This is a genomic window from Acinetobacter sp. BSP-28 (assembly GCF_044130285.1).
Lineage (GTDB): Bacteria > Pseudomonadota > Gammaproteobacteria > Pseudomonadales > Moraxellaceae > Acinetobacter.
The window spans coordinates 112606-124943 of record NZ_JBIQOB010000009.1 but is presented as its reverse complement, the minus strand read 5'-3'; the positions used below and the strand labels follow the sequence as shown (position 1 = coordinate 124943).

General features: G+C 40.3%; 14 protein-coding genes. 4 read left to right on the top strand and 10 right to left on the bottom strand.

The window, feature by feature from the left end; translation table 11 throughout:
* The first annotated feature begins 60 nt into the window (after window positions 1–60).
* Window positions 61–705 carry an START domain-containing protein gene (locus ACE01R_RS08725; RefSeq protein ID WP_395550434.1) on the top strand — a complete coding sequence of 215 codons (645 nt, stop codon included), beginning with the start codon at window positions 61–63 and terminating at the stop codon, window positions 703–705.
* A 174-nt stretch (window positions 706–879) separates the two neighbouring features.
* On the opposite strand, the gene ACE01R_RS08720 is transcribed toward ACE01R_RS08725, so the two are convergent.
* The 10 genes from ACE01R_RS08720 to ACE01R_RS08675 all read right to left on the bottom strand — a co-directional run bounded on the left by ACE01R_RS08720 (window position 880) and on the right by ACE01R_RS08675 (window position 9825).
* The gene (locus ACE01R_RS08720) at window positions 880–1902 is read right to left on the bottom strand and encodes an NAD(P)-dependent alcohol dehydrogenase (RefSeq protein WP_395550432.1); all 1023 of its coding nucleotides are present in this window, start codon (window positions 1900–1902) and stop codon (window positions 880–882) included.
* A 31-nt stretch (window positions 1903–1933) separates the two neighbouring features.
* Window positions 1934–2506, bottom strand: coding sequence for a DNA-3-methyladenine glycosylase I (locus tag ACE01R_RS08715; protein WP_395550431.1), 573 nt, complete (start codon window positions 2504–2506; stop codon window positions 1934–1936).
* Window positions 2507–2527: 21 nt separating this feature from the next.
* Window positions 2528–2773 (bottom strand): hypothetical protein, encoded by a 246-nt coding sequence (locus ACE01R_RS08710; protein WP_086196761.1) that lies wholly within the window; start codon window positions 2771–2773, stop codon window positions 2528–2530.
* A gap of 17 nt (window positions 2774–2790) precedes the next feature.
* Complete coding sequence (locus ACE01R_RS08705; protein WP_395550429.1) at window positions 2791–3333, bottom strand: M23 family metallopeptidase; 543 nt, start codon at window positions 3331–3333, stop codon at window positions 2791–2793.
* 61 nt (window positions 3334–3394) lie between these two features.
* Window positions 3395–4429, bottom strand: a complete 1035-nt coding sequence (mutY, locus tag ACE01R_RS08700) for an A/G-specific adenine glycosylase (protein ID WP_395550426.1) — start codon at window positions 4427–4429, stop codon at window positions 3395–3397.
* A gap of 122 nt (window positions 4430–4551) precedes the next feature.
* On the bottom strand, window positions 4552–4914 hold the full coding sequence (locus ACE01R_RS08695) for an HIT family protein (protein ID WP_395550420.1): 363 nt from the start codon (window positions 4912–4914) through the stop codon (window positions 4552–4554).
* A gap of 71 nt (window positions 4915–4985) precedes the next feature.
* The gene (locus ACE01R_RS08690; RefSeq protein ID WP_395550419.1) at window positions 4986–5726 is read right to left on the bottom strand and encodes a dienelactone hydrolase family protein; all 741 of its coding nucleotides are present in this window, start codon (window positions 5724–5726) and stop codon (window positions 4986–4988) included.
* A 363-nt stretch (window positions 5727–6089) separates the two neighbouring features.
* Complete coding sequence (locus ACE01R_RS08685) at window positions 6090–6791, bottom strand: FKBP-type peptidyl-prolyl cis-trans isomerase (RefSeq protein WP_395550418.1); 702 nt, start codon at window positions 6789–6791, stop codon at window positions 6090–6092.
* A gap of 49 nt (window positions 6792–6840) precedes the next feature.
* Window positions 6841–7545 carry an FKBP-type peptidyl-prolyl cis-trans isomerase gene (locus ACE01R_RS08680; RefSeq protein WP_395550417.1) on the bottom strand — a complete coding sequence of 235 codons (705 nt, stop codon included), beginning with the start codon at window positions 7543–7545 and terminating at the stop codon, window positions 6841–6843.
* A gap of 171 nt (window positions 7546–7716) precedes the next feature.
* Window positions 7717–9825, bottom strand: coding sequence for a polysaccharide biosynthesis tyrosine autokinase (locus ACE01R_RS08675; protein WP_395550416.1), 2109 nt, complete (start codon window positions 9823–9825; stop codon window positions 7717–7719).
* Window positions 9826–9967: 142 nt separating this feature from the next.
* On the opposite strand from ACE01R_RS08675, the gene ACE01R_RS08670 reads away from it, so the two are divergent.
* The 3 genes from ACE01R_RS08670 (at window position 9968) to tviB (ending at window position 12321) form a co-directional block, all read left to right on the top strand.
* Complete coding sequence (locus tag ACE01R_RS08670) at window positions 9968–10540, top strand: IS5 family transposase (RefSeq protein WP_395550412.1); 573 nt, start codon at window positions 9968–9970, stop codon at window positions 10538–10540.
* Between the two features lie 142 nt (window positions 10541–10682).
* Window positions 10683–10913: a hypothetical protein gene (locus ACE01R_RS08665; protein ID WP_395550409.1), complete on the top strand. Its 231-nt coding sequence runs from the start codon at window positions 10683–10685 to the stop codon at window positions 10911–10913.
* A gap of 130 nt (window positions 10914–11043) precedes the next feature.
* Window positions 11044–12321 carry a Vi polysaccharide biosynthesis UDP-N-acetylglucosamine C-6 dehydrogenase TviB gene (tviB, locus tag ACE01R_RS08660; protein ID WP_395550406.1) on the top strand — a complete coding sequence of 426 codons (1278 nt, stop codon included), beginning with the start codon at window positions 11044–11046 and terminating at the stop codon, window positions 12319–12321.
* Window positions 12322–12338: the final 17 nt, after the last annotated feature.

Sequence of the window (12338 nt, the reverse complement as noted above, 5' to 3'; positions counted from 1 at the left end):
AAAATCGTTAAAATCATTTATAACAATACACAGCAAAATTAAAATAAGAAGTGCAATGGAATGAAAAAAGTGATCTTGATGGTCTGTGCAGTAGCAATGCTTGCTACTGCACAAGCTAAACCTGTCGATAATGCCAAGCTCAGTATTAATAAAAATAATATTAAAGTCTGGACCTACCAAAACAGTCAAAACCCGGTATTTTTATACAAAGCTGAAACCACCTACGATACGTCTTTTGAAAAGGCCGTTGGTCTGATTCTAGATGTCGACCATGCGGTGAAATGGGTGCCGTATATGGGCAGCGTGAAAGTGCTATCGCGCGATGATAAAAAAGGCGAATTTTTATTATATATGGTACTGGATTTTCCTTTTCCGCTAAAAGATCGTGATTTAGTGGTGCAGGGAAAAATGATAAAAGATGCTCAAGGCATCGTCATGATTAAAAATAAAGCGGTCGATAAAGGTTATGCCAAAAATCCGGATTATATCCGTTTAACCCATTATGAAGGCGATTGGAGTTTTCAGAAATTAGCCAATAATAGAGTCAAAGTTTCAACTTATGGTTATGCCAATCCTGAAGGTTCCATTCCTTTAACCTTTGTGAATATGTTTGTACAGCAGCAACCTTATCAGATGCTGCAGAAGATGAAGACTGAACTCGCGAAACCCTCGAGTATTTCGCTCTTGCCAGAAGCTTTACGCTAATCAACAAAAATTAAAAAGTCCGCATGATGCGGACTTTTTTTCCAGATATATTTTATGAGCAGGGCGGATAATCCAGCACTTGATGAGATGTCAATTTCATCATGAATAAAAATCTGCCAAGTTTTATTGGTCTTAGCAGATTGGATTCGAGCGAAAATTAAATTGGAAAATAAACTAAAAATCTGCTTTGAGCACAATCCGGTAACGTGCATTTCCTGAATGTAGATGTTCAATCGCTTGATTGAGTTGTGACATCGGGAAGACTTCAATTTGTGGTGCAATATTTTTCCGCGCTGCAAACTTCAGTAATTGGCGTAGTGCAGCAGGGGAGCCTGTAGGTGAACCGGTAACAGATTTTGCCCCGCCAATCAGTGTGCCAGCCGAGATCTGCATGGGCTCCAAGGGAAGTCCCAACATATGCACCGTACCGTTTGGTGCAAGCGTCGCGAGGTAAGCCTGCCAGTCCAAGGTCACATTGACGGTACTGAGTAACAAATCGAATTTTCCGCGTTGTGCTTTTAATGCGGCTGTATCTCGACTATTCACCACATGGTCTGCCCCCATGGCTTTCAGTTCTTCTGTCTTGTCTAAATTAGAAGTGAATGCCGTAATTTCACAGCCCCAGGCCTTTAGCAGTTTAATCGCCATATGACCTAAACCGCCAATCCCGATCACACCCACATGATGAATGGCTTGAATCTGGTGTTTTAGAATCGGATCAAATACGGTAATACCGCCACAGAGTAAAGGACCTGCACTTTCAGGATCCAGATCTTCGGGCAGTGGAATCACCCATTGCCAACCGGCTCGGACTTTGTCGGCAAATCCACCGGCATGACCAACAATCGTTGCTTTTTTCTCACCGCTACACATAACTTGCTGACCTGATACACAGGGATCGCAATACTGGCAACTTTCAGCAGTCCAGCCGATGCCCACACGTTGTCCCACTTTCAAGCCTTTGGCTTCTGAACCCAGCTGAGTGATAGTACCAATAATTTCATGTCCAGCCACCACAGGATAAACCGAAGATTTCCAGTCATTATTGATCACTGAAATATCGGAATGGCATAGGCCACAATATTCGACTTTGACTTCCACCTGATGCGGCTGGAGTTCTCCGGCATCAAACTGGTAGGGTTCAAGCGCTGCACCGGCCTGCATGGCTGCATAAGCATGGATGATATTGTCATTCATAGCGGAATCCTTTTATGATTATAGTCACGTGTTAAGTTGATTTAAAAGCGCAATGATTTTCATGGTCATCGACCATACCGACTGCTTGCATAAAAGCATAACAGGTGGTGGGTCCTACGAATTTAAAACCGTTCTTTTTTAAAGCTTTTGAGAGTGCAAGACTGATATCGGTTTGGGCTGGCGCCTGACGATAATCCGGCACATCATTGTGTAGGGTTTGATGTTGAACAAAGCTCCATAACCAGTCGCTAACATTCATTTGTTGTGGTTTTAATTGTTGTGCTAAATGTTGCCAGGCAAGGGCATTATCACGAATCGCTTTGAGCTTGCCGATGTGTCGGATCAAGCCGGCATCTTGGAGTTTATTTTCCAGCTTTGCATCACTGAACTGGGCGATCTCTGCAATCGCAAATTGAAAGAAATGCTGCCGATAGCAGTCACGTTTTTTCAGTACTGTAATCCAGGATAAACCGGCCTGTTGTCCTTCCAGACACAGCATTTCAAATAAATGGGCTTCATCATGACTGACCTTTCCCCACTCATGATCATGGTAGGCCATATAGAGAGGATCATTCGAGCACCAGCCACAGCGTTGAATCGACATTTTTGATGCTCCTGATCTAGCTTAAAGCTTGAATTCAGTCCATTGATCTTGTTGGTTATCCCAATAATACAGTTCGGCTTGCGGTAAATCGGTGAATTGAATCCACATATCTTTACCCGTTTTTTCGGCAAAACCGGTGCTGATCAAAAGCGCCTCTTCGGTAATTTCCATCACCCAGCCTTGATGGGTTTGTCCCGCCAACACAATTTTTTGTTGATTGCCTGATTCAGCAAATTCGACCAAACGATTGATCAACGCTTCTGACATGAATAGTTCCTAAAAAATTAACGTAAATAAGGATAGGGATTGACCACACCACGACCTTTACCCTCGAGGTAAATGCCATAGTGTAAATGCGGCGCCGTATGACGTGCATTGCCGGTATTGCCGACATAACCAATCAGATCACCTTTTTTGACATAATCGCCGACATTTAAGCCGCGTTTATGATCATCAAGATGGGCATAGTAATGCCAGCTTCCACCAGGTCCCAAAATCCAAACCACTTTACCACCCAAATTGTTATTGCGTAAGTCGGCAATCAGGCCTTCTGTGGCACTTAGCACTTTTGTTCCACGTGGAGCCATAATATCAATGCCCTCATGGGTGCGGCCACTACTGCGGGAAGCGCCCCAGGTATCCTTTAACTGTCTGGCTTTGATATTTTTTACCGGAATAGGCAAGGATGATTTCAGTTGCATACTTTTCAGCTTTTGCACCTGAGTTGGGGGAAGTGGGGTAGAGGACGGTTTTTGCGGCGTTGATGTACATGCCGCAATCCACAAAATGCTAAAACCCAAAAATAAGGTCGAAATAAAACGTTGCACTATGCATCCTTTTTCATTCTAATTAATGTGAAAATTCTTAGAAGTACAGTGCCTGACTATGTCATAAATTTACTGCAGAGATCAATTTTTTCATCGCAGTGGGCAAGCCCATTGCTATTGCCTTTTGTGGGCTTAACCATGTGCTATTCAATTCAATGGCAAGATATTCTTGCTGGTCAGCATCGACTTCAAAGCAGACGGCTTCCAGTTGCCAGGTAAAATGGGTAAAACTATGCGTGATTTCAGCGCGTTGAATGACTTTTTTTAAACCTAAAGATTGGCACAGTCGTTCAAATTCGGCAGCATCTTCAATAATCGGCAAGCACCATAAACCGCCCCATAGTCCGCTATTTGGGCGTTGTTGCCATAACCATTGATCATGAGATTGAACCAGCAAAACGTGCGCTGATTTTACCGGAACAGGCTTTTTGGCTTTTTTAAACGGTAGTTCAGATTCCAGTCCCTGTTGATGTGCTTTACAGTGTTGTTGCATCGGGCAATACAAACACAATGGTTTTTTCGGTGTACAGATGGTTGCACCCAGATCCATAATCGCCTGGGTATAGTCATGATTGCGCTCAACAGGGCAAAGCTGTTCTGCCAGTTGCCACATGGCACGTTCATGCACAGGTTTGGACAGATCATCTTCAATGGCAAAGAAACGCGCCAATACCCGTTTGACATTGCCATCCATAATCACGCCGTACTGACGCAGACCTAGTGACATCAGTGCCCCTGCAGTGGATGGGCCAATTCCGGGAAGCTCGATCCATTCTTCTAATGTAGCTGGAAAATGACCTTGACGAGCCACCATTCCCGCAGCTTTATGCAAATTTCGAGCGCGGGCATAGTAACCCAAACCCGCCCAATAAGGGGCTACCTCATCCCAACTAGCCTGTCCCAAATCTTCAACTGTGGGAAAACGTTCGATGAAACGCTCAAAATATTGCAGCACAGTTTTAACTTGAGTTTGCTGCAACATGATTTCTGAGACCCAGACCTTGTAGGGATCATCTGCCACTTGCCAGGGCAAATCATGACGACCATGAACGTCAAACCAGGAAAGCAGGGCATCGGCAAAAGAAAACAGTGACATGTGAACCGTAGCGTAGGAATAGATGAATAGTATAACGAAAATTGCGTGGTACTGCTGTGCTGTCCAAAGCAAAAAAATGATGCCGAAGCATCATTTTTTGATTGATAAAATTCAATCCATTTTTATTCGCTGGTCATGCCCCAACGCTCGTCAAGTTTCAAGGTTTGGCCTTCATAGCGTGGAATAATATGAATATGCAAATGTTCATCAGCCTGACCAAATACTGCGCCATCATTAAAGCCAATATGAAAGCCTGCAGGGTGATAACGTAGCTTCAACTCATTCCGGGCAAGCTCCAGCAAAGACATCAGACTTTTACGTTCTTTGTCGGTGATATCAAAAAAAGAACTGACATGACGTAGAGGAATAATGACTGAGTGACCTTTAGATAAAGCATTTGGTTCGGGTAAAATCACACCGAAATCATTTTTATCAATGATGTCATATTCATCAAAATTACAATATGCACAATTATTTGTAGTCATTGTTGTATCCTCTCTAAGTTATCCATGTCAGTGGATCGGTAAAAATAGCAGCACCATCTTTACCTTCATTGTTATTCACCAAGTCGAGTTTTAAATAATTCATACATGGCAGATAAGCCTTGCTGTTCGGCTGCTGCATTATAGCCCAGATCAACACCATTGGCTTTGGCACGCTCGTCTGCAAGCGGATTGCTGAAACCATGTTTAGCATTTTCGAAGATAATCACTTCATGCTCGACCTGAGCAGCATGCATTTCTTCTTTAAAGCGTGCTACATCATCCAGGCTGACCATGCTGTCTAGTTCTCCGTGGAGCACTAGAATTTCAGCTTTGACCTGTCCGGGTTGTGCAGGGGTTTTCGGAGTCAAGTTGCCATGGAAAGTCACGACAGCTTTTAAATCTGCGCCAGAACGAGCCAGATCAAGTACTACCTTGCCACCATAACAGAAGCCTACAGCTGCCAGTTTATCTGCATTTACTTCTTCTTGCGCAGCTAATGTGACCAAACCTGCGGACGCACGAGTCACAATTGTTTCTGGATCTTCAAAGGTTTGCATCATCCATTCGCTAGCTTGAGGCACAGCCATGGTGACTTTTTTATTCCCGTACATATCAATGGCAAGGGCCGCGTAGCCGTGTTCGGCAAGCTCGCGCGCACGTTGTTCAGTGTAATCATTTCGTCCCCACCATTCTGGTGCAACAATAATGCCCGCGAGCGGTTTTTCTGATTCAGGTGCGGCAAAATATCCAATCAACTGGGTTCCGTCTGGCGCGGTGTACTGAATTTCGCGAGTTTTAATGCTGAGAGCCATGGATTTGATCCTTGTAATAAATAAAAAAATGTATGAATTAAAAAGATAGAAATGAATTTTCTTTAATGATTGTACAAGATCGTTCAGTTTTGGCAGCAACTATTCTGCATAAATTGAAACATGCTTTTAATTAACCAGGATATGTATCTAAATATTGAATAAATATAGGGTTAATCTTATTTCTAGGGTGTGGCAAAAGAGAAAATAGATCGGCAGGATTTCAAAAGAATGACCTCTGCCAGCATGAAGCGCAATATGGGCTAATGCATCTCATCCATGTTAAAAATGGCGAGCAGCCCTAACTGTGGGGGGAGTTTCAGGTTAACTCACTCGCTATTTTTACATGAAACATGGGTTGATCGATTACTTGCTGGATTTAGGCAATACTTCAAGCAGTTCGACATCAAAAATCAAGGTGCTATTCGGTTCAATCACATCGCCGGAACCAATTTGACCGTAGCCCAGTTGTGCAGGAATGAAAAAGCGGTATTTGGCCCCTTCTTTCATCAGCTGTAAGCCTTCCGTCCAGCCTTGAATCACCTGGCTGACCTGAAATTCCGCTGGCTGGTTCCGGGCGATTGAGCTGTCAAACACGGTTCCATCAATGAGCCGGCCTTCATAATTGACTTTAACCACAGAATTGGCCTTCGGTGATTTTCCTGTACCCTGTTTTAAAATCTGATATTGCAAACCGGATTTGGTGCTTTGAACACCTTCTTTTTTGGCATTGGCAGCTAAAAATTCCGCCCCAATTTTGGCATTGGTTTCGGCCTTTTGTTTTAATTCAATCAGCTGTTTTGCTTCACTTTGCTTTTTATGCTGGTTCAAAACACGAGCCATTTCTTCATCGGTCAGGGCAGATTTACCGCCTTGCGTGGCTGTCTTTAGACCCAGGATGAAAGCCTCCAAGTCTAAATCTTTAAACGAGTCAGCATTGCTACGTCCCATTAAGTAACCAAAGCTGTAACCAACCTGTTCCTTTAAACTGCTGCTATTGGTCACCGTTTTTGCAAAACTTGCCGTGGTGCACATGCATAAACAAAGGAATGTTATAGATGTTTTCATTTTCTTATCTCAAGATAAATAAGGAGAGCAAAAGCTCTCCTTAAAATTTTTATTTTACTTTAAGCAGTTCAACATCAAAAATCAGGGTGCTATTGGCAGGAATCATGCCCGGAACACCTTGTTCGCCGTAGCCCAATTGTGAAGGAATATAAAGGGTAGCTTTACCGCCTTCCTTCATCAGTTGCAGACCTTCAGTCCAACCCGGAATGACCTGATTGAGCGGGAATTCAATCGGTTGCCCACGTTCAATCGAGCTGTCAAATACCTTGCCATCGACCAGTTGGCCTTTGTAATGAACGGTAACAACAGAAGTTGCGGTCGGCTGCTTACCAGTACCTTCTTTGGTGATTTTGTACTGCAAGCCTGAAGCCGTGATTTTCACACCCGGTTTTTTTGCATTTTCAGCCAGGAAATTGTCACTTGAGGATTGAGCTGTTTTGGCTTGATCCAGCTGTTTCTGTTGCATCTCTTTCTGGAACTGCTGATAGGCTTGTTGAAGTTCTTGTTCTGTATAAGCCGGTTTATTACGAGCATGTCCTTCACGCACACCTGTAACAAAGCTGTTAATGTCTAATTCAGGCGGGGTTTGATGTGCGACTTCATAACCGAGCGCATAACTGATTTTTTCAACAGCAGAGGCATTTTTTGATGCTTTTGATGTCACAGTAGCCGGGTTTTGAGTTGCATAATAAACAGGCACAAGTGCAGCACCGCCTAAAAGAACAGCGACAGCGATGGGTAAAGCTTTACTCATAGATTTTCCCAAAATCATTTTATTGTTAATACTCCTTCCATCTTAGCAGAAAATTTTGACAAATCTTGAACATAAGTTTCATTTTTGAAATGGATTTGGTTAGAGTTATGTGAAAAAAAATAAAAAAGCCAGTATAAAACTGGCTTTTGAATGACTAATTACGATCTGGTTTTATAACTCATAAAAATATTTATAGCCGTAACTTTGTAAGCCCGTAGGGATATCAGTTAAGATAATACCGTGCAGATTTGTTCCTACATGTTTGAATCGTTCAACTGATAATTCTAAATCTTGTATAGGTGTTTGATTGAAACCTGCAAGTAATAAATTTAAACTCGTATATTGAGAAATAATCACACTTTCAGCACTTGCTAAAATTGGTGGAGTATTAATCACAATATAGTCATATTCTTTAGAAAGTTGATTTAATAAAGCAGAAAATTGTTCTGATTCAATTAATTCTGGAGCGTTATCTGTATTGGAACCTGAATAAATGCAATGTAAATTTTCAAATTGTGTGATTTGAATAATTTCTGCATAAGAAGTGGTAGAAAGTAAATAATCATGAAGTCCTTTTAATCCCGTGTAGTTAAAAGAATACGCAATTTCGCCATTTCTTAAATCAGCATCTATTAAGACAACTCTTTTATTTGTTTGGGAAAGTGTTATAGCCAAATGGGTTGCAATGTAAGATGAATTTAATTTGGGTGATGGAGATGAGACAGAAATAACTTTATTGGTTGCATTTTTTAGAGCATATTGAATATTGGTACGTAAATTGCGTAATTCATTCCATTGTGTTGTATTCTTGGTTAAATTATCTACTCGATTATTAGTTTTTTTCTCCAAAGGTAAGGTGCCAAGTACAGGAATATTTAACTCTTTCTCAATCAATTCTGTACTTTTAACACCAGTTTGGTAGATTGAACGTAGTAATGTAAATAAACATCCTAAGAAGGCGCCTACAAATAAAGATAAAGTAAGGATGAGATATTTTTTAGGTTGAGCAGAAAGAACGGGGCTAACTAAAGTCTCAGTTATATTAACAGTATCGTTAGTACCTGAACGAGCTATTAATAATTTTTTATAATCTCCTAATAAATTAATAAGATATTGTTGATTGATTTCTACCTGACTCATCAATTTGATGTATTCTTGCTGCAGTTGAGGCAAAATTTGCATTTGAGTTTCTTGATCGGTAATTTCCTGTTTTTGCGAATTGATTTGTCTTGTAATCTGCGAAACTACGGCAGCGGTATCGCTATTTTGACGTAGCGTATTTTCAAGATTTTGTTGAAGATTGATTAAGTCTAAACCTAGTCCTATTCTAGTATTAAGATATAGCTCAGATTCTTTAGGTAATTTAAAATCTTGATGTTGCTGAGTAAATTTTTTTAAATTGACCTCAGCATCCAAAAGATTTTGTCGGGTAGTGGAAATTTGTTTATCTAAATAATTGAATTTTTGAATATTTTTTATTGAGTTTGGATCAATATTCGTATTTTCATCATAATTAATGAGAATGGAGTTTAAAATATTAAGCGCCTGCTGCTGATCATTATTAGTATAATTAAGTTCCAGAATACCCGAATTTTCTTTTGTTTCTTTCACACTGAGTTGCTCTTTAATTTGCTTGTTTGCGGCAGCCAAAGAAAGTACTTTAATGATATATTCTTGCTGAATATCATCTTTTGAATGAATGGAAATGGTCCCAAAATTATTGGTATTTATATATTGATTATCATGATTTAAGCGACTTTTTAATAAAAGTTTGCCCTTATCATCCGATAGCTGAAAGTAAGGAGATAAAATTTTTAATTTTAATGGTTGATCTAAATAACGTTGTGGAACTTCAAAATTAGAGATTATAAACTTGTTATTACCATCAACAACAGTAAGATTATTTTGTGAATATTTAACAACTAAATTTTGATTAGAGTTTTTATCATCAATTTTTGAAACCGAGAAATTAAAAAATGGATTTTGTTGGATGACTGAGTCAAGTATCAACCTTGATTGAATATTTTCAATTTGATTAGTCAAAAATTGTTTCTTTTGATTAAAGTCCGTTAAATTGGCATATTTTTGATCATGATTGAAATTAATTAACGCATTTGCGGCATAGAGTTGTTTGGATGAATGGGTAGTAATGAATAAGTAACAGAGTGCTATGAAAAAGGAAACTACAATTGCAAAAAGAATAGTTTTCCATTGAGAAGCTAAGATGTAAAATAATTCTTTTAAATCAATAGTATCTTCGGTTGGAGTTGTTGGGTTCATGTTGCTCTTAAAATAATAAAAAAATTTTTCATATTGTCTATGAAAATATTGTTCATATCAATTGTAATAAAATCAAAACCTATTTAATTAGAGCCTGTCATCAATTAGGTTGAGAAAATCTAACCTGTCTTCATTATTTTTTATGACTAAACGCTATGCATTAAGAGATGATCAGTGGGAACAGATTAAGGATCTGTTACCCGGACGAGCGAGTACTGTTGGCGTAACTGCCAAAGACAATAGGCTATTTGTTGAAGCAGTATTGTATCGGTATCGTTCAGGTATTCCGTGGCGAGACTTACCAGAACGCTTCGGGGATTTTAGAGTCGTACACACTATTCATGCCCGTACTGATGCTTTAGGCAACCCAACAGGATTTTATCTCACTGCTGGGCAGACTCATGACTTAAATGGTGCTGACGTGCTGCTGGACTTATCGTTATGTCAGACTTGGCTCATGGATAAAGCCTACAATTCCAAGGATCGGGTGATTGATCCTATCCATAAGATCAATGGTCAGATCGTGATGCCGTCTAAAAGTAACGCGATTGATCAGCGTGATTATGATCAACATCTTTATAAGGCAAGACATCTGATCGAGAACTTTTTCGCCAAGCTCAAGCAGTATCGTGCTATTGCCACACGTTATGATAAATTGGCTCAAAACTTCCTGTCAGCGATCTACCTTGCCTCAATCATGATAGGGCTTAATTGATGACATGCCCTAATTTCATTGAAATAATGGTAACTTGAGTTTAGGTAGGGGCTGTCATGAATTAGGTTGATAAAATCTGATGAGCTATCATTTCCTTTTATGACTAAACGTTATGTATTAAGAGACGATTTGTAGGAAAAAAATGAAAGATCGGTTACCTGCTCGAGCGGGTATTGTTGGAGTAACTACCAAAGAAAACCGAATATTTTTTAAAGCAGTATTGTATCGATATCGTTCAAGTATCACTTGGCGAGACTTACCCGATGCTTTGGTGATTTTAGAGTCGTGTACACTCGCTTTAGCCATTGGGCTAAAGTGGACTGCTCCTCATATTCTAGACGTAAGGACAGTCGATCCCATAAAAAATAGCTAAACATACCGTTCATGATTTTATGCATTTAAGTAGGATTCGAGTTCTGTAAATTAATAACAGAAAGAATTTGATTTTCTGCTATAATATAAGCCGTTTTATTCATAGATTATACAAATAAGCAAGGCTCAAAATGCTAACTCTGTCAGAACTCAAGATTGCCGTTATTGGTCTAGGATATGTAGGTTTACCCTTAGCTGTAGAGTTTGGAAAACAGGTTTCTGTTGTTGGTTTCGATATTCATCAAAAGCGTATTGATGAATTAAAAAGCGGTCAAGACCATACCTTAGAGGTCTCGCCTGAAGAATTAAAACAATCTACTCATTTAACCTATACTGCAAATTTAGAGGATCTAAAAGACTGCAACTTCTTTATTGTGACGGTGCCGACCCCGATTGATGAATATAAGCAGCCGGATCTGACACCATTGGTCAAAGCCTCGAAAAGTATCGGTAAAGTGCTAAAAGACGGCGATATTGTTGTTTATGAATCAACGGTTTATCCGGGAGCCACTGAAGAGGTGTGCATTCCTGAACTGGAAAAAGTTTCAGGCTTGAAATTTAATCAGGATTTCTTTGCCGGTTATAGTCCAGAGCGTATTAATCCGGGTGACAAATTGCACCGCGTGACCAATATTCTCAAAATCACTTCAGGTTCTACTTCAGAAGTCGCTGATTTTGTTGATCAGGTTTATAACCTGATTATTGAAGCCGGAACCCATAAAGCGTCTAGCATTAAAGTTGCTGAAGCGGCAAAGGTGATTGAAAATACCCAGCGTGATGTCAATATTGCGCTGATTAACGAGCTGGCCTTGATCTTCAATAAAATGGGGATTGATACCGAAGCGGTGCTTGAGGCTGCAGGCACGAAATGGAACTTCCTGCCGTTCCGTCCGGGTCTGGTCGGCGGACACTGTATCGGGGTGGATCCGTACTATCTCACCCATAAAGCACAAGCGATTGGTTATCACCCTGAAATTATTTTGGCCGGCCGCCGTCTGAATGATGGCATGGGTGCCTATGTGGTGACTCAGTTGGTGAAAGGCATGCTGAAAAAACGCATTCAGGTGGAAGATGCCAAGGTGCTGATTCTGGGTTTAAGTTTTAAAGAAAACTGTCCCGATATCCGTAACACCCGCATTATTGATATCGTCAATGAACTGAAAGAATATCACGTGAATGTGGATGTTTATGATCCATGGGTAGATTGTGCCGAAGCCGAGCATGAATATGGGATTGATCCTGTTTCGACATTAACAGACCACAGCTATGACGCCATCATTTTGGCGGTGGCACATCATCAGTTTAAAGAGATGGGCGTAGAGAAAATTCGTGCCTTGGGCAAAGCAGAACATGTTTTATATGATTTGAAATATGTACTTGCACAGTCTGAATCTGATCTTCGTTTATAATTGATAAGGATATTATA

Excerpts from the sequence above, each read along its gene's own strand:
- ACE01R_RS08720 (WP_395550432.1), bottom strand. The coding sequence starts at position 1,902 with ATGAATGACAATATCATCCATGCTTATGCAGCCATGCAGGCCGGTGCA.
- ACE01R_RS08685 (WP_395550418.1), bottom strand. The coding sequence starts at position 6,791 with ATGAAAACATCTATAACATTCCTTTGTTTATGCATGTGCACCACGGCA.
- ACE01R_RS08715 (WP_395550431.1), bottom strand. The coding sequence starts at position 2,506 with ATGTCGATTCAACGCTGTGGCTGGTGCTCGAATGATCCTCTCTATATG.
- ACE01R_RS08670 (WP_395550412.1), top strand. The coding sequence starts at position 9,968 with ATGACTAAACGCTATGCATTAAGAGATGATCAGTGGGAACAGATTAAG.
- ACE01R_RS08710 (WP_086196761.1), bottom strand. The coding sequence starts at position 2,773 with ATGTCAGAAGCGTTGATCAATCGTTTGGTCGAATTTGCTGAATCAGGC.
- ACE01R_RS08665 (WP_395550409.1), top strand. The coding sequence starts at position 10,683 with ATGAAAGATCGGTTACCTGCTCGAGCGGGTATTGTTGGAGTAACTACC.
- ACE01R_RS08675 (WP_395550416.1), bottom strand. The coding sequence starts at position 9,825 with ATGAACCCAACAACTCCAACCGAAGATACTATTGATTTAAAAGAATTA.
- tviB (WP_395550406.1), top strand. The coding sequence starts at position 11,044 with ATGCTAACTCTGTCAGAACTCAAGATTGCCGTTATTGGTCTAGGATAT.
- ACE01R_RS08695 (WP_395550420.1), bottom strand. The coding sequence starts at position 4,914 with ATGACTACAAATAATTGTGCATATTGTAATTTTGATGAATATGACATC.
- ACE01R_RS08725 (WP_395550434.1), top strand. The coding sequence starts at position 61 with ATGAAAAAAGTGATCTTGATGGTCTGTGCAGTAGCAATGCTTGCTACT.
- ACE01R_RS08680 (WP_395550417.1), bottom strand. The coding sequence starts at position 7,545 with ATGAGTAAAGCTTTACCCATCGCTGTCGCTGTTCTTTTAGGCGGTGCT.
- ACE01R_RS08690 (WP_395550419.1), bottom strand. The coding sequence starts at position 5,726 with ATGGCTCTCAGCATTAAAACTCGCGAAATTCAGTACACCGCGCCAGAC.
- mutY (WP_395550426.1), bottom strand. The coding sequence starts at position 4,429 with ATGTCACTGTTTTCTTTTGCCGATGCCCTGCTTTCCTGGTTTGACGTT.